The sequence below is a fragment of the Methylobacterium sp. E-066 genome (assembly GCF_022829635.1).
Classification (GTDB): Bacteria; Pseudomonadota; Alphaproteobacteria; order Rhizobiales; family Beijerinckiaceae; genus Methylobacterium.
Map to the genome: position 1 here is coordinate 14,258 of NZ_JAKSYO010000168.1, position 21,024 is coordinate 35,281.

General features: G+C 71.4%; 18 protein-coding genes. 15 read left to right on the plus strand and 3 right to left on the minus strand.

Annotation, left to right across the window (positions count from 1 at the left end):
- Window positions 1-232: 232 nt before the first annotated feature.
- Window positions 233-1,564 (minus strand): bifunctional 2-C-methyl-D-erythritol 4-phosphate cytidylyltransferase/2-C-methyl-D-erythritol 2,4-cyclodiphosphate synthase, encoded by a 1,332-nt coding sequence (locus MKL20_RS23095; protein WP_244038633.1) that lies wholly within the window; start codon window positions 1,562-1,564, stop codon window positions 233-235.
- A 170-nt stretch (window positions 1,565-1,734) separates the two neighbouring features.
- On the opposite strand from MKL20_RS23095, the gene dusB reads away from it, so the two are divergent.
- The 3 genes from dusB to ntrC are packed head-to-tail and all read left to right on the plus strand — an operon-like array spanning window position 1,735 to window position 5,405.
- Window positions 1,735-2,757 (plus strand): tRNA dihydrouridine synthase DusB, encoded by a 1,023-nt coding sequence (dusB, locus tag MKL20_RS23100; RefSeq protein WP_244038634.1) that lies wholly within the window; start codon window positions 1,735-1,737, stop codon window positions 2,755-2,757.
- Window positions 2,754-3,896: a two-component system sensor histidine kinase NtrB gene (locus MKL20_RS23105; protein WP_244038635.1), complete on the plus strand. Its 1,143-nt coding sequence runs from the start codon at window positions 2,754-2,756 to the stop codon at window positions 3,894-3,896. The genes dusB and MKL20_RS23105 overlap by 4 nt, the downstream gene beginning before the upstream one ends.
- Window positions 3,897-3,944: 48 nt before the next feature.
- Window positions 3,945-5,405: a nitrogen regulation protein NR(I) gene (gene ntrC, locus MKL20_RS23110; RefSeq protein WP_243965482.1), complete on the plus strand. Its 1,461-nt coding sequence runs from the start codon at window positions 3,945-3,947 to the stop codon at window positions 5,403-5,405.
- 166 nt (window positions 5,406-5,571) lie between these two features.
- Here ntrC and MKL20_RS23115 read toward each other — a convergent pair whose 3' ends face one another.
- Window positions 5,572-5,874 (minus strand): hypothetical protein, encoded by a 303-nt coding sequence (locus MKL20_RS23115; RefSeq protein ID WP_243954380.1) that lies wholly within the window; start codon window positions 5,872-5,874, stop codon window positions 5,572-5,574.
- A 74-nt stretch (window positions 5,875-5,948) separates the two neighbouring features.
- On the opposite strand from MKL20_RS23115, the gene MKL20_RS23120 reads away from it, so the two are divergent.
- The 10 genes from MKL20_RS23120 to MKL20_RS23165 all read left to right on the plus strand — a co-directional run bounded on the left by MKL20_RS23120 (window position 5,949) and on the right by MKL20_RS23165 (window position 16,798).
- Entirely contained in the window at window positions 5,949-6,122 is a 174-nt protein-coding gene (locus MKL20_RS23120; protein ID WP_243965480.1) for a hypothetical protein, read from the plus strand.
- Window positions 6,123-6,436: 314 nt separating this feature from the next.
- Complete coding sequence (metC, locus tag MKL20_RS23125) at window positions 6,437-7,627, plus strand: cystathionine beta-lyase (protein WP_244038636.1); 1,191 nt, start codon at window positions 6,437-6,439, stop codon at window positions 7,625-7,627.
- An 82-nt stretch (window positions 7,628-7,709) separates the two neighbouring features.
- Window positions 7,710-9,431 (plus strand): ArnT family glycosyltransferase, encoded by a 1,722-nt coding sequence (locus tag MKL20_RS23130; protein WP_244038637.1) that lies wholly within the window; start codon window positions 7,710-7,712, stop codon window positions 9,429-9,431.
- Entirely contained in the window at window positions 9,428-10,195 is a 768-nt protein-coding gene (locus MKL20_RS23135) for a glycosyltransferase family 2 protein (protein ID WP_244038638.1), read from the plus strand. Before MKL20_RS23130 ends, MKL20_RS23135 begins: the two co-directional genes overlap by 4 nt.
- Window positions 10,189-10,524, plus strand: a complete 336-nt coding sequence (locus MKL20_RS23140) for a lipid-A-disaccharide synthase N-terminal domain-containing protein (RefSeq protein WP_092043020.1) — start codon at window positions 10,189-10,191, stop codon at window positions 10,522-10,524. The genes MKL20_RS23135 and MKL20_RS23140 overlap by 7 nt, the downstream gene beginning before the upstream one ends.
- Window positions 10,521-11,120, plus strand: coding sequence for a pyridoxamine 5'-phosphate oxidase family protein (locus MKL20_RS23145; protein ID WP_244038639.1), 600 nt, complete (start codon window positions 10,521-10,523; stop codon window positions 11,118-11,120). Before MKL20_RS23140 ends, MKL20_RS23145 begins: the two co-directional genes overlap by 4 nt.
- A 307-nt stretch (window positions 11,121-11,427) precedes the next feature.
- Complete coding sequence (locus tag MKL20_RS23150; RefSeq protein ID WP_409568190.1) at window positions 11,428-13,062, plus strand: methyl-accepting chemotaxis protein; 1,635 nt, start codon at window positions 11,428-11,430, stop codon at window positions 13,060-13,062.
- A gap of 122 nt (window positions 13,063-13,184) precedes the next feature.
- Entirely contained in the window at window positions 13,185-14,084 is a 900-nt protein-coding gene (rarD, locus tag MKL20_RS23155) for an EamA family transporter RarD (protein WP_244038641.1), read from the plus strand.
- Between the two features lie 48 nt (window positions 14,085-14,132).
- Window positions 14,133-16,520: a response regulator gene (locus tag MKL20_RS23160; protein WP_244038642.1), complete on the plus strand. Its 2,388-nt coding sequence runs from the start codon at window positions 14,133-14,135 to the stop codon at window positions 16,518-16,520.
- Window positions 16,517-16,798 carry a hypothetical protein gene (locus MKL20_RS23165; protein ID WP_244038643.1) on the plus strand — a complete coding sequence of 94 codons (282 nt, stop codon included), beginning with the start codon at window positions 16,517-16,519 and terminating at the stop codon, window positions 16,796-16,798. Before MKL20_RS23160 ends, MKL20_RS23165 begins: the two co-directional genes overlap by 4 nt.
- A 200-nt stretch (window positions 16,799-16,998) precedes the next feature.
- Here the strand turns inward: MKL20_RS23165 and MKL20_RS23170 are convergent, their stop codons facing one another.
- Window positions 16,999-18,036, minus strand: coding sequence for a P1 family peptidase (locus MKL20_RS23170; RefSeq protein ID WP_244038644.1), 1,038 nt, complete (start codon window positions 18,034-18,036; stop codon window positions 16,999-17,001).
- Between the two features lie 101 nt (window positions 18,037-18,137).
- Between MKL20_RS23170 and MKL20_RS23175 the strand changes: the two genes are divergently transcribed.
- On the plus strand, window positions 18,138-19,007 hold the full coding sequence (locus MKL20_RS23175; protein ID WP_244038645.1) for an NAD(P)-dependent oxidoreductase: 870 nt from the start codon (window positions 18,138-18,140) through the stop codon (window positions 19,005-19,007).
- A 298-nt stretch (window positions 19,008-19,305) separates the two neighbouring features.
- On the plus strand, window positions 19,306-21,024 hold the full coding sequence (locus MKL20_RS23180; protein WP_244038646.1) for a methyl-accepting chemotaxis protein: 1,719 nt from the start codon (window positions 19,306-19,308) through the stop codon (window positions 21,022-21,024).

The window sequence follows — 21,024 nt, forward strand, 5'->3', positions numbered from 1 at the left end:
AGGTTTAAAGCGCAGGTGTTGTTGCAGACCGCGACGCGCGCCCTCTCCCGAGCGGGAGAGGGTTGGGGTAAGGGATCAGCTCTGTCCGGAGAGGTTGCATCCCTCACCCTGTCCCTCACCCGCACGGCAGAGGGGACCCGCGCCTTCTGCGCCCACGGCATGATCACGGCTACGGTCGAAACCTGTGTAGCCCATAGATTCCACGGAGGGGCGGGAAAGGCGTCGACGCCCCTCACCCCTGCCGCATCGCAGTCTCGGCTTCCGCGTCGAGGGCGGGGCCGTCCTCTTCGGGGAGGCGGATCGTGGCGGCGGCCTGGGCAGCGAGGCCCTCGGCGCGGCCGACGAAGCCGAGTTTTTCCGTGGTCGTCGCCTTGATCGAGACGGCGGTCAGCGGCACGCCGGCGATGGCGGCGATGCGGGCGCGGATCGCCTCCCGGTGCTGGCCGATCCGCGGCGCCTCGGCGAGCACGGTGATGTCGAGATGGTCGATCCGGCCGCCCCGCGCCCGGACCAGCCCGCAGGCATGGGCCAGGAACTGATCGGAGGAGGCACCCCGCCAGCGCTCGTCGGAGGGCGGGAAGTGGGTGCCGATATCGCCGTCCGCGATGGCGCCGAGCAGCGCGTCAGTGAGCGCATGCAGCGCCACGTCGCCGTCGGAATGGGCGAGCACCCCGCGATCGGCCGGGATCTTGATGCCGCCGAGCCAGACATGGTCGCCGGTGGTGAAGGCGTGGACGTCGAAGCCGGTGCCGAGGCGGGTGACGTAGGCGGTCATGGCGCGGGCTCCGGGCGCTGGCGTTTCGGATGGGTCGGAGGCGAAGGCCCGGTCCGCCTCGATCAGGTCGGCGGGCTGTGTGATCTTGCGGTTGGCGATGTCGCCGACGAACACCACCACCGGCAGGCCCGCCCATTCGGCGAGCGCGCCGTCGTCGGTGAAGCCGTCGAGGCCTTGCGCGGCCGCCTCGCGATGGGCGCCGAGCAGCGGCGCGAAGGCGAAGGCCTGGGGGGTCTGGACCGCGCGGAGATGCTCCCGGGGCGGGGTCTCGTGCACCCGGCCGATGCCGGGGGCGATCTCGGCGACGCGCTTGACCGTGTCGGTCACCGGCACGCCCGGCACCGCGGCGGCGTGGTCGCGGCCGGCTGCGATCGCCCGGGCAATCAGGGCGGCGTCGACGTAGGGGCGGGCGGCGTCGTGCACCAGCACGATCTCCGGCGCCGCGCCGGCCGCCAGGGCCTCGAGCCCGGCGCGCACCGAGAGCTGGCGGGTCGCCCCACCTTCGACGGGGGCGCCGATTTTTTCCCGCATCGCAGGGGCGAGTTCTTCGAGGCAGCTCTGAAAAAACTCGGCCGCGTCGGCGGCGATCACCGGCTGGATCCGGGCGATCGCGTCCTGGGCGGCGAGGGCGGCGAGCGTCCGGGTCAGGACCGCCTGTCCGCCGACCCGGCGGTACTGCTTAGGGGTGCCGCCGCCGATGCGGATGCCGCGTCCGGCCGCGACCACCACTGCGGCGACGCCGGACCCTGCATGGGCAGGTCCGGTGGCAGGCGTGCCGGTGGCGGGCATGGGCAGCGAACTCGTGGAAACCGGGAAGAGGACGGCAGCGGGCGCGCGGGCCAGCCGTGCTGCCGAGCCTCTGCCGGTGAGGGTGCCCGTCGTTTAAGCGGGGGAGTGCGCGAAATCAACGCGCGGCCCCCGCTTGCCAGCGGACCGCCCTTGCCTCATTGTTGTGCAGAATGGCGACTGATCATTATTTAAGCGCGCTGCGCGACGGACGACCGGCCGGCGGGGGCGAATCTCCCGCGCCGCTCTGCCTGCTCGCGCCCCTGTCCGGGGTCACAGACCTGCATATGCGCCGGATCGCCCGGCGCTGCGGCGCCGACGCGGTTGTGTCGGAGATGGTGGCCGCGCGCGAATTCGCCCGCGGCGCCGAGGAGGCGACCCTGCGGGCGGCCGGTTCCGGGGTCGACCTGCACGTGGTCCAGCTCGCGGGCTGCGAGGCCGAGCCCATGGCCGAGGCCGCACGGCTGGCCGAGGCCGGCGGCGCCGACGTGATCGACGTGAACATGGGCTGCCCGGCCAAGATCGTCACTGGGATCGCCTCGGGCTCAGCCCTGATGCGCGACCTCGATCATGCGGAGCGCCTGCTCGCCGCCGTGCGCGGTGCGGTATCGGTGCCGGTCACCGTCAAGATGCGGCTGGGCTGGGACGACGCAAGCCGCAACGCCGTCGATCTCGCGACCCGGGCCGAGCGGCTCGGACTGAACGCCGTGACCGTCCACGGGCGGACACGGCAGCAATTCTACACCGGCGTAGCCGATTGGGCCGCGATCCGCCCCGTGGTCGAGGCTTTGTCGATCCCGGTGATCGCCAACGGCGACGTGGTCGACCTCGCCAGCGCCCGGGCGTGCCTCGCCGCCTCCGGCGCCGCCGGGGTGATGATCGGGCGCGCTGCCACCGGGCGACCCTGGCTGGTCGGGCAGGTGGCCGCAGCCCTGGCGGGGCGTCCGGCGGAGGCGCCGTCGCGGGCCGAGCAGGCGGAAATGGCGGCCGCGCATTATGCCGGCCTGCTGTCGCTCTACGGCCGCCGCATGGGCGTGCGCCACGCCCGCAAGCACCTCGCCGCCTATGCCGAGACCGGCGGTGCGCTGGAGCCGGCCGAGCGCACTGCGCTGCTCACCACCACCGATCCCGAGGTGGCGCTGGCGTTGCTCGCCCGCGCCTTCGGGGCGGCCGAAATGATCCGGGAGGCCGCGTGAGCGAGGACGCCTTTCCGCAGGAGCCCGGCGGCCAGCGCCCCCCCGCCGGGGAGGCCGTGCTCAACGCCCTGCCGCTGCCGGTCCTGACCATCGGCGGTGACGAGCGGATCCTCCACTGCAACCACGCCGCGGAGGCGTTCTTCGACTATTCCGCGCGCCTGATGCAGCGCCGCCGCCTGCGCGACATCATCCCGTTCGCCTCGCCGATCATCGCCCTGGTGGCCGAGGTCCGCCGCCGCCGCGCCAGCGTCAGCGAGTACCGGGTCGAGCTGACCCAGCCGCGCCTCGGGCTGGAGCGCAGCGTCGACGTGTTCGCGACGCCGCTCGGTGACGACGACGACGCCGTGGTGATGATGCTCCAGGAGCGCACCATCGCCGACAAGATGAACCGCCAGCTCACCCATCGCGGCGCCGCGCGCTCGATGGTGGCGCTCGGCGCGATGCTGGCCCACGAGATCAAGAACCCGCTGGCCGGCATCCGCGGCGCCGCACAGCTCCTGGAGAGCACCGGCGCCGAGGAGGACCGGATGCTGACCCGACTGATCTGCGACGAATCGGACCGGATCGTGCGCATCGTCGAGCGGATGGAGCTGTTCGGCGACGAGCGCCCGGCCGATCGCGGCGCCGTCAACGTCCACGGGGTGCTCGACCAGGTGAAGCGTTCGGCGCAGTCGGGGTTCGCGCGCCATATCCGGTTCATCGAGACTTATGACCCGTCGCTACCGCCGGTGCTCGGCAGCCGCGACCAGTTGATCCAGGTGATCCTGAACCTCGTGAAGAACGCCGCCGAGGCGATCGGCCCCGACGCGGTCGAGGGCGAGATCACCCTGTCCACCGCGTTCCGCACCGGGTTGCGCCTCCAGGTGCCGGGCTCCCGCGAGCGGGTCAGCTTGCCGATCGAGGTCGCGATCCGCGACAACGGCCCGGGCATCTCGGCCGACCTGCTGCCCGACCTGTTCGACCCGTTCGTGACCACCAAGGCCCAGGGCTCCGGCCTCGGACTTGCATTGGTGGCCAAGATCGTCGGCGACCACGGAGGCATCGTCGAGTGCGATCCCGCCCCCCGCCGCACGACGTTCCGCATCCTCCTGCCGATGTCCAGCGCCCGCGACGGGCGCGAATCGGCGGTCGACCCGTGACGTCGCCTTGTGTTTCGGCCGCCCGGCCGGAGGTCTGAGTAGAGAGTCATGCCGAACGGCCACATCATCGTCGCCGACGACGACGCCGCGATCCGCACGGTGCTGAACCAGGCATTGTCCCGGGCCGGCTACGAAGTCCGCTCGACGGGCAATTGCGCCACCCTGTGGCGCTGGGTCGCGCAAGGGGAGGGCGACCTCGTCATCACCGACGTGGTGATGCCCGACGAGAACGTGTTCGACCTGCTGCCGCGGATCAAGCGGGTGCGGCCAGAGCTGCCGATCATCGTCATGAGCGCGCAAAACACCTTCATGACGGCGATCCGCGCCTCTGAACGGGGCGCCTACGAGTACCTGCCGAAACCCTTCGACCTGAAGGAGCTGATCGCCATCGTGGGCCGCGCGCTGTCGCGTCCCCGCGGGGCGCCCGCGGCCGGCGCGCCGCCCGACAACGAGGACATCCCGCTGGTCGGGCGCTCGCCCGCGATGCAGGAGATCTACCGGGCGCTTGCCCGGCTGATGCCCACCGACCTCACCGTGATGATCACCGGCGAGTCCGGCACCGGCAAGGAGCTGGTCGCCCGGGCGCTGCACGATTACGGCCGCCGCCGCACCGGTCCGTTCGTGCCGGTCAACATGGCCGCGATCCCACGCGACCTGATCGAATCCGAGCTGTTCGGCCACGAGAAGGGCGCCTTCACCGGCGCACTCCAGCGCTCGGCCGGCCGGTTCGAGCAGGCCGAGGGCGGCACGCTGTTCCTCGACGAGATCGGCGACATGCCGATGGAGGCTCAGACCCGGCTGTTGCGCGTGCTCCAGCAGGGCGAGTACACCACGGTCGGCGGCCGGGTGCCGATCAAGACCAACGTCCGGATCATCGCGGCGACCAACAAGGACCTGCGGATCTCGATCCAGCAGGGCATTTTCCGCGAGGACCTGTTCTTCCGCCTCAACGTCGTGCCGCTGCGGCTGCCGGCCCTGCGCGAGCGGTCCGAGGACGTGCCGGACCTGATCCGCCACTTCTTCGTGCTGGTCGAGCGCGAGGGCCTGACCCGCAAGTCGCTCGACGGCGACGCCATGGAGCGGCTCAAGCGCTACCGCTGGCCCGGCAACGTCCGCGAGCTGGAGAACCTGGTCCGGCGGCTCGCCGCGCTCTATCCGCAGGAGACGATCACCGGCCCGGTGATCGAGGCCGAGCTCGACACCCTGCCGCTCGCCGCCCCGGCCTCGGCCAACGGCAGCGCGCGCAAGGCCAATGGCGAATCCGAAAGCCTGTCCAGCGCGGTGGAGCGCCACCTGTCGGATTACTTCTCCGGCTACCGGGACACGCTGCCGCCGCCCGGGCTCTATCACCGGATCCTGCGGGAGATCGAAGGCCCGCTGATCGGCGCGGCTTTGGCCGCCACACGGGGCAATCAGATCCGCGCGGCCGAGTTGCTGGGGGTCAACCGCAACACCCTGCGCAAGAAGGTCCGCGACCTCGACCTGCAGGTGTTCCGCACGGCCCGGTAACGGGTTCCCAAAGGGCTCAGCCCTTTGGCGGGGGTTTCGGGGCGCGCAGCCCCGAGACGCCGAGGGCCGTTTCCGATCGCGTCGCGATCGGGAACGGCCCTCAGTCTTTGATTCTACGCGCTCGCTTACGCCGAACCGGTCCCCACTTCGGCGGCGAGCGCTCTCGTCAGCGCCGCGGCAGGATCGGGTCGCCGCGCATCAGGGCGTTGAGCCGCTCGGTGTCGAAGCCGTTCGGGATGCTGGGCACCACCGGCTTCGGCGCGGGCGCAGCCTTCACCGGGGCCGGAAGCGAACCGGTGGCGGAGGGCTCGGCCTGGGCGGCGCGCACCACGGCCGACGGCGCCAGATGGGCCAGCCGGTCGGCGCTGACGAGGGCGACGATCGCCGTCGAGACCAGCACGAGGACGCCGCCGAAAAGAGAACGCAGGATACGCACGCAGACGACCCGGAACGCGACTTGAGACGGCAACAGATTACCCGCCGGCCCGTTAACGAAGCCCACCCCAAAGTTCCGGGATGGGAGCCAATGTTCGGGAGGCGATATTGACGAACGTCCAGGCCACCGCGAGCGACAGCCCGTTCATCCAGGGCCGCAACGCTCGCCTCTACGGTAAGCCCGCGAGCGAATGCCCCTATCCGGAAGGCTCCGAAGAGCATGCCGGCTGGATGCAAGCTTACGAGGAGGCCGCGGTCTCCGATCCGCCCGAGACGCCGTGAGGGGTGGGGGATAGCGTGAAACGCGCGTCGATGCCGGATCATCCACCGCGTCATCCCGGGGCCGCGCAGCGGACCCGGGATCCAAAAACGCTATCATGCCAGGACCTTGCACCGTCGGCGCTTCTGGATTTCGGGCTCGCCTGCGGCGCCCCGGAATGACAAAGCGGGTTTGACGGCCGTCAGGTGAATCCCTGGCGATCGCGTGAAGCCGCGGCCGTACCCCCAAGACAACCCCCTCGGCCGCGCCTCAGGCTTGACCTCGCCCCAACCCAAGGGCTTCGTGTTTCGCAGCGCAACGCGATCGTCGAGCCACAATGTCCCTGACGCCCAAACCCGAATCCAAGCCGACATTCGGGGCGGCGACGCGCCTCGTCCATGCGGGCCGAGATCCGGGCGCGCAGCACGGCTTCGTCAACACGCCGATCTATCGCGGCTCGACCGTGCTCTACCCGACCTACGACGCCATCAAGCATCGGCGCGGGCGCTACAATTACGGCACCTCGGCGACGCCCACGATGGACTCGCTGACCGACGCCTGGACGGAACTCGCCGGCGCCGCCGGCACGGTGGTGACGCCCTCCGGCCTGTCCGCGCTGACCGTCGCCCTGATGGCCGCGGTCTCGGCCGGCGACCATCTGTTGGTGACCGACTCGGCCTACCGCCCGACCCGGCAGTTCTGCGACGGGGTCCTCGCCCGGTTCGGCGTCGCGGTGACCTATTACGACCCGACCGTGGGGGTCGGCATCGCCGAGTTGATGCGCCCGAACACCAAGGCGGTGCTGGTCGAGGCGCCCGGCTCGCAGAGCTTCGAGATGCAGGACATCCCGGCCATCGCCGCGGTCGCACATGCAAGGGGCGCCTGCGTGATCATGGACAACACCTGGGCGACGCCGCTGCTGTTCCCGCCCCACGCGCGCGGGGTCGACATCGCCGTCGAGGCCGGCACCAAGTATCTCAGCGGCGGCTCGGACCTGCTGATCGGCCTGGCCTCCGCCAACGCCGCGTATTACCCGGCTCTGCGGCGCACCTTCGATCATCTCGCCCCCTGCGCTGGCGCGGAGGACATCTTCCTGGCGCTCCGGGGCATGCGGACCATGGCGCTGCGCCTGCGCGAGCACGGCCGCGTCGGGCTCGAGATGGCCCGGTGGTTCCAGGCGCGGCCGGAGGTGCTGCGGGTGCTTCATCCCGGCCTGCCGGAGGATCCGGGCCATGACATCTGGAAGCGCGATTTTTCCGGCGCCTCCGGGCTGTTCGGGGTGATCCTCAAGCCCGTGCCCGAGGCGGCGGTGGCCGCGATGCTGGACGGGCTGGAGCTGTTCGGGATGGGTTTTTCCTGGGGCGGCTTCGAGAGCCTGGTGATCCCGTTCGACTGCACGCCCTACCGGACCGCCACCCAATGGGCGCCGGGCGGCCCGGCCCTGCGCTTCCATATCGGGCTGGAGGACGTCGCCGACCTCCAGGCCGATCTCGATGCCGGCTTCGCCCGGCTGCGGGCCGCGTCCTGACGGTCTCCGCCGTCATCGTGTGATGACGGAGGGATGACGGCGCATTTGACCTTCCCGTCCGATCCTGATTGACCGGCCGGGCATGACCACGAGCCTCTCCGCCGGCGGCGTCCCGCGCCTCGCCTCTGTCGACCGGATCGGCCGCGGGCTCGACGCGCTGAGCCTCACCCATGCCCGGGCCGCCGCGGCCCTGCTGGCGCTGTGCCTGCTGCTGTTCCTGCCCGGTCAGATCTCGCTCCAGCCGATGGACCGGGACGAGCCGCGCTTCGCCCAGGCCTCCAAGCAGATGCTGGAGAGCGGCGACCTCGTCGACATCCGCTTCCAGGGGGAGGCCCGGCACAAGAAGCCGGTTGGGATCTACTGGGCGCAGGCCGCCGCGGTGGCGGCAGGCGAAGCGCTCGGCGTCCCCGACGCCCGCCGGCAGATCGCCCTCTACCGCATCCCGTCGCTGATCGGCGCCACCGCCTCGGTGCTGCTCGCCTACTGGGCCGCTATGGCGTTCCTGCCGCGCCGGCTCGCCCTGCTCGCCGCCGCCCTGTACGGCGCCGGGCTGATGCTCTCGGCCGAGGCACATCTCGCCAAGACCGACGCCCTGCTCGCCGCCTGCGCCACCGCTAGCCTCGGGGCGCTGGCCCGGGTGTGGCTCGCGTCCCGTGCGGGCGGAGCCGTGAGCCGCGCGGTCTTCCCGGCCTTCTGGCTCGGGATGGCGCTCGGCATCCTGGTCAAGGGGCCGATGGTGCCGCTGTTCGTGGTGCTGCCGGCGCTGATCCTGTCGGTGGCGGCGCGCTCCGGCCGCTGGTTGCTCGCCCTGAGGCCCGGAGCGGGGCTGGCGCTGACGCTCCTGCTGGTGGCGCCGTGGTTCGCGGCGATCGCCTGGAAGAGCGGCGGCGCCTTCTACGCCGAGGCGGTGGGGCACGATATGCTGGCCAAGGTCGGGGGCGCGGCCGAGCGGCACTGGGGTCCGCCCGGAGCCTACGCGCTCGCGTTCTTCGCGACCTTCTGGCCGGGGGCGGCCTTCGCGGCGATGAGCCTGCCGCTCGCCTGGCGCGCGCGGCGCGAGGCCGCCGTCGCGTTCCTGATCGCGTCCGTGCTGCCGGCCTGGCTGATCTTCGAGGCGGTGCCGACCAAGCTGCCCCATTACGTCCTGCCGCTGATGCCGTGGCTCGCGATCCTCACCGCCCTGGCCCTGTCGCGCGGCGCGCTCGACCCGCGGCTGCGGGGCGCGCGGGCGACGGCCCTGCTGGTGCCGGCGATCCCCATTGGGCTGACGCTCGGCCTGTGCCTCGCGGGCTGGCGCCTCGACAGCCATACGCTCCCCTGGGCCGCGCTGCCGCTGCTGGCCGCGTCCTGTGCGGTGGCGGTCCTGGCCTGGTCGGCCTTCGCGGGCGGCAGACCTGAGCGCGCTCTCGTGCTCGGGATCGTCGCCTCCGGCCTGCTCGGGCCGGCGGTGCTGGGCGTGGCACAGCGTGCGCTGCCGGCCCTCAAGGTCTCGCCGCGTTTGGCCGCCCTGCGCGACCGGATGAGCTGCCCGAACCCGCAGGTCGCGAGCCTCGGCTACCGGGAGCCGAGTCTGGTCTTCCTCACCGGCACCGATCTCGCCCTGCCGCCGGACGGGGCCGCTGCCAAGCAATTCCTCGAGGCGGGCGGCTGCCGGCTGCTGTTCGTGGAGGCCCGCGACCGCGACGATTTCAACGCCGCCTGGCCGGTGGGACGCGGAGCACCCGCCCCGCTCGCAGAGGTCGAGGGCTTCAACCTCAATACCGGCCGGCGGGTGTTCGTGAACGCCTACGCAGTGACCCCATGACCGGCGCGCCCAATCTCAGCGTCGTCGTGCCGGTCAAGAACGAGGCCGGCAACATCGCCCCCCTGGTGGCCGAGATCGAGGCCGCCTGCGCGCCCCTCGGCTTCGAGCTGATCTACGTCGATGACGGCTCCACCGACGGTACGCCGGGCGCCCTGGCGGCGGCGCGCGCCAGCCGGCCCTGGATGCGGGTGGTGCGGCACGCGCGCGGCGGCGGCCAGTCGGCGGCGGTGCGCAGCGGCGTCCTCGCGGCCCGGGCGCCGATCGTCGCGACCCTGGACGGCGACGGCCAGAACGACCCCGCCTTCATCCCGGCCCTGCTGGCCGCCCTTGAGGCGGGCGGCGAACGGGCCGGCCTGGCCCAGGGGCAGCGGCGCGGACGCAAGGACGGGCGCTTCAAGATGCTGCAGTCGCGCATCGCCAACGGCGTGCGCGGACGCATCCTCAAGGACGCCACCCGGGATACCGGCTGCGGCCTAAAGGTGTTCCGCCGCGCCGTGTATCTCCGGCTGCCCTATTTCGATGCCCTGCACCGGTTCATGCCGGCCCTGGTGGTGCGCGAGGGATTTGCGGTGGTCCACCACGACGTGATCGACCGGCCGCGGCTCACCGGCGTCTCGAATTACGGCCTGTTCGACCGGCTCTGGGTTGGGCTCCTCGACCTCGCCGGGGTCTGGTGGCTGATCCGGCGCAAGCGCGCCGACCCGCAGCCGCAGGAACTCTTTGCTCCGGCCGCCGCGCCCGCAGACCAGGATGTCGGATGCTGATCCAGCTCGCCCACGATCTGCCCGACTATTTCTACGATGTGTTCGTCACCCGGCTCGATTTCTGGGTGGTGTTCGGCATCGTCGCCCAGATGGTGTTCGGCTCCCGCTTCATCCTGCAATGGATCGCCAGCGAGCGGGCCGGCCGGAGCGTGATGCCGCTCTCGTTCTGGTTCCTGTCGATCCTGGGCGGGCTGATGACCCTGGTCTACGGGTTCGTCCGCCGGGAGCCGGTGATCATCATCGGCCAGGGCCTGTCCACCGGCATCTACCTGCGCAACCTCGCCCTGATCTTCCGCGAGCGGCAGCGCCGGCAACGGGATCCCGCATGACCCGCGCGCCCTTGCCGGATTTCTACGACGACCTCGACGCCACCTTCGCCGCGCTGTGGCGGCTCCTGGGCGACGGCGCCGCGCAGGGCCGGAGTGGGTTCCACCTGCCGGCGCTGGCGACCCTCGGGCCCGACGGTCCGCGGCTGCGCACGGTGGTGCTGCGCGCCGCCGACCCCGAATCCGGCACCCTGCGGTTCCATTGCGACCGCCGCTCCGACAAGGCCGCCGAGATCCGGGCGAACCCGGCCTGCGCGCTCGCCGCCTACGACGAGGCCGCCAAGATCCAGATCCGGATCGAGGGTTGGGCGACGCTCCACGCGGACGACGCCGTCGCCGAGGCCGCCTGGGCCGGCTCCCGGGCGATGAGCCGGGTCTGCTACGGCGCCGACCCCGCTCCGGGCACGGGCCTGCCCACCGGCGGCGCCTACACGCTGCCGGATGAGGAAACGGCGGCGACGCTTGGCCGCCCGCATTTCGCCGCTGTCTCGGTGCGGGCCGAGCGCCTCGATTTCCTCTATCTCGACCGCCGCGGCCATCGCCGGGCGGCCTGGCAGCGGAGCCCGGCCGGCTGGAGCGGCAGCTGGATCGCGCCCTGACACGGCCGTCCCGCGGGACAAATCGGTAGCCGGCTCCTGCAAATAGCATTAAAACATTGTTTCTTCTTTATTTCTAGGCAACACAGACTGCACCAGCGAATTCCCGAAATATTACTGGGCAAATCGATATTAAATTCGCCGCTTGACCGGCACATTGCCTGACGCAGCCTCGAAAATCTCTCTTGCCGCCGCCGAAAGAACTCAACATAGCTCATCCCGGTTCGATCATCGTCGCGCCATGGGGGCTCCAATGGAATTGATCTCGAAAATAAATATTCCGACGAAGCTTTTTGCGGTCATCATCTTGATGAGCGCGCTGTTTTTCGGATGCGCCGTGTACACGTCGCAGAACATCATCGCGATCGATACGGCCTACACAATCCTGCTCGACAAGGAATCCAAGGCGCTGGTGAAGATGGCGCGGCTGAACCGCATCGTCGCGCAGCTCGGCTACGTCGCCTTCCGCACCGTGGCCGAGGCCGGCACGGCGGACGGAGCCAGCGTCGGCGCCACCCTGGACGAACTCGTGCCCGAGGCGTCCAAGTTCCTCGACGGTGCACGCCGGGAAGCCCCCGCCTTCCGGGAGCGTGTGGACCGGATCGCCACACAGCTCGATACCTATGTCAGGACCGTGCGCGACATGCGCGACCTGGCCGGCAAGGGCCAGAGTGCCGAGGCACTGTCGCTGGCACACAAGACGGCGGACCCGATCCGGCGGGAGTTGACCGAGAGTGTCCGCGGTCTGGTGGACGACATGGATACCTCGGTCCAGAAGCGCTCCGACGACCTGACCGCCGAGACCTACGCGACGCGCACCCTGCTGCTGACCCTGTCGATCCTCGGCATCGCCGCGGGCATCGGCGGCGGCGCCCTGGTCGTGGTCTTCGGCGTGACGCGCCCGATCCGCAGGCTGGCGGGCAGGCTGACGCGCATGGCGGACGGAGAGATCGATACCGACATCGCAGAGGCCAGGCGCGGCGACGAGATCGGCCTGATCGGCCGGGCCGTGGAAGGCATCAAGGCGCTGGTCGCCCAGAAGGCCGCCGAGCAGGCCGAGATCCGGCGGGTGGCCGACGAAGCGGCCGCGGAGGCGCGCCGCCAGGCGATGCTGGAACTGGCCGACGGTTTCCAGGGCACGGTCGGCCGGATCATCGGCCAGGTCTCGTCCTCGGCGACCGAATTGCAGGCCACCGCCCAGACCATGACCGCCACCGCCACGCAGACCGCCAGCCAATCCACCACGGTCGCGGCCGCCGCCGAGGAGGCCGCCTCCAACGTCAACACCGTGGCGAGCGCGGCCGAGGAACTCGGCTCGTCGGTCCAGGAGATCGGCCGGCAGGTCGACGGCTCGGCCAAGCTCGCCCAGGGCGCCGTGTCCGAGGCGGACCAGACCGCGACCCTGGTGCAGGAGTTGAGCGGCGCGGCCGCCAAGGTCGGCGACGTGGTGCGGCTGATCACCGATATCGCGGCCCAGACCAACCTGCTGGCGCTGAACGCCACGATCGAGGCGGCCCGCGCCGGCGAGGCTGGCCGGGGCTTCGCGGTGGTGGCCGCCGAGGTGAAGGAGCTGGCCAACCAGACCGCCCGGGCGACCGAGGAAGTCGCGGGGCAGATCGGCCAGATCCAGAAATCCACCGGCGCCGCCGTCTCGGTGATCGGGGGGATCACCGCCCGCATCCGGGAGATCGAGTCCGTGGCGACGAGCATCGCGGCCGCGGTCGAGGAGCAGGGCGCGGCGACGCAGGAGATCGTGCGCAATGTCGGACAGGCGGCCCAGGGCACCAGCGAGGTGACCAGCAACATCGCCGGCGTGGCCTCGGCCGCGGAGGAGACCGGCAAGGCGGCGGGTCAGGTGCTCGATGCCGCCTCCGAGCTGTCGCGCCAGTCCGAGCATCTCAGCGGCGAGGTCGGCCGCTTCCTGGCGACGATCCGGGCCGCCTGAACCGGGCGCGAGACGCGGCGGTGCGGGATGTCAGCCCTGCATCGCCGCCCCTGTCCCGCGCGAGCCGACGGGCGTAGAGCCCCGGCTCGGTCCGCCGATTCGGGTCGATCGGGAGGACTGACGTGGGCCTCGTCTACGCGCTCGCCGCCTATCTGAGCTGGGGCCTGCTGGTCCCGGTTCATTTCCGCATGCTCGGGGCCTTCAGCCCGAACCACATCCTGGCCGAGCGCATCGTCTGGTCGAGCCTGTTCGCGGGCGGGCTGGCCCTGGCACTCGCGTCCCGCAAGCGCCTCAACCTGCCGCTTCCCCTGCGCCGCCGCCACGCCTTGCTGGCCGTCTCGGCCGCGATGATCGGGGTGAACTGGCTGCTCTACCTCTACGCCATCGACCGCGGGCACCTGCTCGACGCGAGCCTCGGCTACTACATCAACCCCCTGGTCAGCGTGGCGTTCGGCCGAGTGGTGCTCGGCGAGCGGCTGCGGCCGCTTCAGGCGGTGGCGGTGGGGATCGCGGCTTCGGGCGTCGCCGTCGCGGTGCTCTGGGCGGGGGAATTGCCGGCCCTGTCGCTGTCCCTGGCGGTGTCCTTCGCGCTCTACGGGCTGGTGCGAAAAATCGTCGGGGTCGATGCCCTGGTCGGGTTCCTGGCCGAGACCCTGATGCTCCTGCCGCTCGCGATCCTGTGGCTCGTCCTCTCGCCCGAGCCGTTCCTGCCGGCCGAGCCAAAGACCCTCGCGCTGCTGATGCTGACGGGGGTGACCACCGCGCTGCCGCTGATCTGGTTCGCCGCCGCGGCGGTTCGCCTCCGGTTGACCACGCTGGGCCTGCTGCAATACGTCGCCCCGACCTGCCTGCTGGGCTTGAGCGTCCTGGCCTATGGCGAGCACGTCGAGCCGCCCCGGGCGGCGATGTTCGCCCTGATCTGGGTCGCGCTCGCCCTCTACAGCGTCGATGCCCTGCGCGGCCGGCGGCCCGCGGAACCTGTGGTCGAGGTCCGGTCGGATCCCGACCCGATGCGTGTATAAGGCATCCCATGCGCCCCGCGGGGCGGGGGACGGGATACCGGCGGGCCGATGAGGGAATCCGAGGGCGGTTCAGGCGTCGTCACCGATGCCGATTACAGGAACCTCGCCGAGACGCTGCCGCAGCTCGCCTGGATCGCCGAGGCGGACGGGACCATCGTCTGGTACAACCAGCGCTGGTACGATTACACGGGCAGCACCCTGGAGGAGATGCGCGGCTGGGGCTGGCGCGCCGTCCACCATCCCGACCACGTCGAGGCCGTGACCGAGCGCTTCCGGGCGGCGATCATGCTGGGCCAGTCCTGGGAGGACACGTTCCCGCTGCGCGGGAAGGACGGGATCTATCGCTGGTTCCTGTCCAAGGCCCTGCCGCACCGGGATGCGGCGGGCAACATCCTGCGCTGGTACGGCACCAACACCGACATCTCTCGGCGCCGCGCCGTCGAGGACCGCCTGCGCGATTCCGAGCAGCGCTTCCGGGCGCTGGTGGACGCCTCCGCGGCGGTGATCTGGAACACCAACGCGGTGGGCGAGCTGATGCCCCCGCAGGTCCGCTGGAGCACCTATACCGGGCAGAGCGAGGAGGCCTACCAGGGCTGGGGCTGGGTCGACGCGGTCCATCCGGACGACCGCGCCCACGCGGCCGATGCCTGGGCCGCCTGCGTCGAGGAACGCAAGCCCTACGAGATCGAGTACCGCCTGCGCCGGCACGATGGCGTCTGGCGCGCCATGGAGGTGCGCGGCGTGCCGGTGCTCGCCGAGGACGGCAGCTTACGCGAATGGGTCGGCACCTGCGTCGACGTCACCGACCGCAAGGAGGCCGAGGAGGCGGTCGAGCGGGCGCGCCAGGCCGCGGAAGCCGCCAACCGGGCCAAGAGCCAGTTCATCGCCAATATGAGCCACGAGCTGCGCACCCCGCTCTCGGCGGTGATCGGCTATTCCGAGATGCTCGGCGAGGAGCTGGAGGATATCGGCCAAGCCGCTCTCCTGCCGGACCTGCGCAAGATCGAGGCGGCGGCCCGGCACCTGCTGTCGCTGATCAACGACGTGCTCGACATTTCCAAGATCGAGGCCGGGCGCATGACCGCCTCGGCCGAGACGTTTTCGGTGTCGGACCTGCTCCGGGACGTCTCCGACGCCACCGGTTCGCTCGTGGAGAAGAAGGGCAACCGCTTCGTCCTCGACGCCGACGGGGCCGAACTGGGCGCGATGCACCAGGACCAAACCAAGATCCGCCAGTGTCTCCTGAACCTGATCGGCAACGCCGCCAAGTTCACCGAGACCGGAACCATCACCCTGGCGGTGCGCCGGCACCACGACGCGGGGGCGGACTGGCTGTCCTTCGCGGTCACCGATACCGGCATCGGCCTGTCCGAGGCGCAGATCGCGCGCCTGTTCGAGCGCTTCGTGCAGGCCGACGATTCGACCACGCGCCAGTTCGGCGGCACCGGCCTCGGGCTCGCGATCACCCGGGCCTTCTGCCAGACCATGGGCGGCGACATTGCCGTGACCAGCACGGAAGGGCAGGGCGCGACCTTCACGATCCGCCTGCCCGCGGTGCTCAAGCCCGAGGACGCGCCGCAGGAGACCGCCGCCGAGACCGCCGCGGCCGCGGTCGAGCCGCACGAGCAGCACGAGACGGTCCTGCTGGTAGACGACGACCCGGCCGCCCGGGAGCTGCTCCAGCGCTTCCTCGAGCGCGAGGGGTTCCATGTCCGCACCGCCAATGACGGCCGCGCCGGGCTGACCCTCGCCCGGGCGCTGCGGCCGCGGGCGATCCTGCTCGATGTCGAGATGCCGCGCATGGACGGCTGGGCGGTGCTGCACGCCGTGCGCAACGATCCGGATCTCGCCGGCACGCCGGTGATCATGACCTCGGTGGTGGCCGAGCAGGGGCTCGGCCAGGCGCTCGGCGCCACCGACTACTTCGTCAAGCCGATCGACTGGGACCGGCTGAAGGGCATGATGGAGCGCTACCGCCCGGAAGGGCCCGGTGAGGCGCGCGTCCTCGTGGTCGACGACGACCCGGATGCCCGCGAGCGCCTGCGCCGGTCGCTGGGCCGCGAGGGCTGGACCGTGGACGAGGCCGAGAACGGCCGGATCGCCCTGGAGCGGGTCAGCCAGACGCGGCCAAGCCTGATCCTGCTCGATCTGATGATGCCCGAGATGGACGGGTTCAGCTTCCTGCGGGCGCTCCGCGCCCGGCCGGACGGCGACGTGCCGGTGGTGGTGCTCACCGCCAAGGAGATCACCAGCGCCGAGAAGGCGAGCCTCGGGGCCCAGGCCGACCGGGTGATCGCCAAGGGCTCCATGAGCCTCGCCGAGATCGGCCGGCAGCTGCGCGTGCTCTACGCGCGCTCGACCGCCGAGCCGGTGCCGGGCCGGCTCCAGGGCCTGATCGAGCGGCTCGCCGAGAACGATGTGGGAGACACACCATGAGCGACAACGGGATCGATCCGGACAAGGCGGCGGCGATCCGCCTGCGGGCGCGGCTGGCGGTGGTGGAGCGGGCGGCCTGGTTCGGCCTCGTCCACGCGATGAAGACGCAGCCCGCCGAGACCGAGGCCTACATCGCCTCCGAGCGGGCGCGCTGCGCGGAAGGGTTCGGCGGCACCAGTTGGGCCAAGGACCTCACCGACGCCGAGCGCAAGATGCTCGGCGAGGAGGTCGATGCCGGGCTGGCGCAGCTGATCGCGGATGCGCGCGGGGAGGTGTGAGAGCCTGTTCGACCGGACTTTCCTACCCTCGGCCTCATCCTGAGGCGGCGGAGCGAAGCGGAGACCTCGAAGGAGCCCTCCAGCCAGCCGCGCGATCCCTGGAAGGCTCCTTCGAGGCCCGCTCCCGCGGGCACCCCAGGATGAGGAGAGGGACTGGGATCTCCGTTGCTCGGAATTGTCTTCCGACCGGGATCCCGACGTCAAATAAGATCTCGGATCTTTGGGAACGCGTCGCGCCAGGCCGGCGGCAGGCCCATGACCGATAGAGGCGCCGCGACAGCGTAGCCCGGCAGGCTTGTCGCGCAATAGACGCCCCGCGCCACGCTGCGCGCCAGCACCCGCGCAGCGGCGTCGCCCAGGCGGGCGAGGTCGGCCACCGGGTCGGCGAGCGGCACGGTGCCGGTCGCCACCGCGAAGACGAGGTCGCCGTCGAGCGGCGTATGGGCCGGCACCAGGGCGCGGGCGAGGCCGTCCTGCGCGACCACCGCGAGGCGCCGGCACTGCGCCTTGGTCAGCGCGGCGTCGGTGGCGACCACCGCGAGGGTCGTCGCCGCGCCGGGGAGCGTCCGGGCCGGGAAGGCGAGGGCGTCCGCCGGCACCCGGGCGGGAGAGCCGAGACCGCCGAACTCGTCCGCCTGCTCGAACGGCGCGGCCCAGAAATGCGGCCCGTCGCCGATCGTGGCGCTGCCGAAGGCGTTGACCGCAGCGAGCCCGCCGACCGAGAAACCGGTGCCCGGCACGGTCGCCGAGGCCGAGCCGATCCCGCCCTTCAGCCTCCCGGTCCGCGCGCCCGTGCCGGCGCCCACGGAGCCGAGGGCGAAATCGTCCGACGCGGCCGCCGCCGCCAGAAAGCCCAGCTCGCGATAGGGCGGGTAGCGGCCCCAGTCCTTGTCGCCGCCGTTGAGCAGGTCGAACAGGATCGCGCCCGGCACGATCGGCACCCGCATCGGTCCGACCGGAAAGCCGCGTCCGGCCTCGGCGAGCCAGGCGGTCACCCCCGCGGCGGCGTCGAGCCCGAAGACCGAGCCGCCCGAGAGCACCAGGGCGTCGATCCGCTCCACCGTGCGCTCGGGATCGAGCAGGTCGGTCTCGCGGGTGCCCGGGCCGCCGCCGCGCACGTCGACGGAGGCGGTGACAGGCGCGTCGAACAGGATCGCCGTGACCCCGCTGGCGATTCGCAAGTCGCTGGCGTGGCCGACCCGCAGGCCGGGAATGTCTGCAATGCAATTGCGCGCCATCGGTCCAGCTTGCCACGCCCGACGTTCCGAGCAAATCCCCGCTCACGCCGTCGCGGCTCGACCCGGTTCGGCACGGCGGCAGATGCGGCGAGGAGCACGGCATGGACGTCGGATTCATCGGATTGGGGCGGATGGGCCGCGGTATGGCCGCCAGCCTCGCGCGGGCGGGCCACAGGGTCCGGGTCTGGAACCGCTCGCCCGAGGCCGCGCAAGGCCTCGACGGGGTGATTCCGGTGGCGAGCGCCGCGGAGGCGTTTGCCGGGGACGCGGCCATCACCATGCTGGCCGACGACGCGGCGCTCGAGGCGGTGATCGTCTCGGGCGGCCTGCTCGACCGGCCCGAGCGCCCCGGCCTGCATATCGGCATGAGCACGGTCTCGGTGGCGCTCGCCCGGCAGCTCGCCGCCGTGCATGAGCGGGCCGGCGTCCCCTACATCTCGGCCCCGGTCTTCGGACGGCCCGACGTGGCCGAGGCCGGCAAGCTCAACATCGTGGCCGCCGGCGCCGCGGGCCTGCTCGACCGCGCGGCGCCGCTCCTCGACGCCATGGGCGCCAAGACCTGGCGTTTCGGCGAGGAGCCGTCGCGGGCCAACGCGGTCAAGCTCGCCGGCAACTTCATGCTGATCTCGGCGATCGAGGCCATGGGCGAGGCCTGCGCGCTCACCGAGGGCCACGGGGTCGCGGGCGCCGATTTCCTCGACTTGATGACCAACACGCTGTTCGCCTCGCCGGTCTACAAGGGCTACGGCGCCTCGATCGCCCAGAACCGCTACGAGCCGCCGGGCTTCGGATTGAGGCTCGGCGCCAAGGACGTGCGGCTGGCCCTCCAGGCGGCGGAAGGCGCCGGCGTGCCGATGCCGTTCGCCAGCGTCCTGCGCGACGGCCTGATCGAGGCGATCAGCCACGGCGACGGCGAGAAGGACCTCGCCGCCCTGGCCCGGGTCTCGGCCCGGCGGGCGGGGCGCGGCTGAGGCGTCAGGGACGATGCGACGCGTCTTAAGACCAAGTTCGATAGAACTGGGATTTCGCGCATCGCCCCGAAAGGCGATCATCGACTTTCGGGGCGAGACACTCCAAAACCAAAGCCTCGGTGCATCGTCCGGGATCCGATATTCGGGACGATGCGCTGACGACAGGGGCGACCCGACGATCGCGATGTCGGAGCGTCTATCGAAAACGTCTCACAAAACGCCCCCTCTGCCGCCGTGTCCTGAGAAAGACTGCCGGTAGCGGGACGTTTCGTGAGGTGCTCTCGATCGGATCAAGCCTATGCTTCACCGTCCTCTGTCCCTGCGCGCGATGACGCTGTCCACGAAGGTGACTCTGCTCGCGATGCTCGCCGTCGCGCTGACCGTGGCGGCGCTGTGGATCACCGTGTCCCATCAGACCTGGTCGCAGATGCAGCAGCAGCAGCGCACCAACGGCGAGCACAACCTGCGCACGCTGGCGCTGCTGATGGCCGCGCGCGTACCCGGCGCGAAGGTTGACTTGGCCGGCTCGCGGGTTGCCAGTGTGGTGACGCCGAGCCTGTCCGACTTCGCGGACGCGACCGTCCCGGACGACGCGGTAGCCTATTCCGGCGGCGTCGCCACGGTCTTCAGCTACGAGCCCGCCTCCAAGAGCTTCGCGCGGCGCCAGACCACCGTGCGCTGGGAAGACGGCACCCGCGCCGTCGGCACCACCCTCGCGGCGGATCACCCGGCCCAGGCCGCGATGCAGGCCGGCCAGACCTACGAGGGCCCGGCGACGCTGTTCGGGCGCCGATTCTACACGGTGTATCAGCCGACCGTGGACGCGGCCGGGATGGTCAACGGCATCCTGTTCATCGGCCTACCGATCGAGACGTATTTCGACGCCTATACGCAGACGATGACCACCGTCAGCATCGCCGCCCTGGCCATCGCGGCGCTCGTTTGCGCGCTGATCGGGCTGACCGCGCCGCGCCTGTTCCGGCCCTTTACCGCGATCGCCGCCCGGATCGAGGCGCTGGCGACGGGCGATCTGGAGACCGCGATCCCGCATGCCCAGCGCGGCGACGAGATCGGCACCGTGGCCCGGTCGCTCGAAGTGCTGCGCAGTGCTGGCCTGCGGATGCGGGAACTCGAGCAGCTGCAGAGGACGGGGGCGGCGGACGAGGCACGGCGCCGGGCGGATCTCGATCGCGCCATCGAGGCGTTCCGTGGACAGGTTCTCGTGCTCAAGGACGCGCTCACCACCAGCACCGGCGAGATGCACGCGCGGGCCGACGAGATGGCGGCCGGCTCCGCCGAGGCCGAGGTCGCCGTGGCGACGACCGCGCGGAGCTCGCACGAGACCTCGGCCAGGATCCAGACGGTGGCGAGCGCAGCCGAGGAATTGTCCGCCTCGATCGGCGCGATCGGCACCCAGCTCGACAAGGCCCAGTCGCTGGTGGCCAACGCGTCGGCGGAAGCGGAGGCGATGAACACGAAGATCGGCGCCCTGTCCGTCGCCGTGAGCCGCATCGGCGACGTCGTCGGGCTGATCCGCCAGATCGCCGGGCAGACCAACCTGCTGGCGCTGAACGCCACGATCGAAGCCTCCCGGGCCGGTGAGGCCGGCAGGGGCTTCGCGGTCGTGGCGGCCGAGGTGAAGGCGCTGGCGGACCAGACCGCGCGGGCCACGGAGGAGATCGGCGGCCAGATCGCCGCGGTGGAATCCTCGACGGCGGCGACCGTGGCGGCGATCGGCCAGATGGGCGCGCGCATGCGGGCGGTCAGCGAGACCACGGGCGGGATCGCCACGTCGGTCGCGGCCCAGAGCGCGGCGACGGCGGAGATCTCGCGCAACGTCGCCGATACGGCCGACGCCACCGGGGTGATCACCGCCGGGCTGACCACCGTGGCCGGTGCCGCGACGCGTTCAGCCCGGATGGCGGCGACGGTGACCGTGGCCGCCCGGAGCGTCGACACGGTCGCGGCCGACCTTGAAGGTGAGATCGAACGGTTTCTCGCGCAGGTGGCTGCGTAG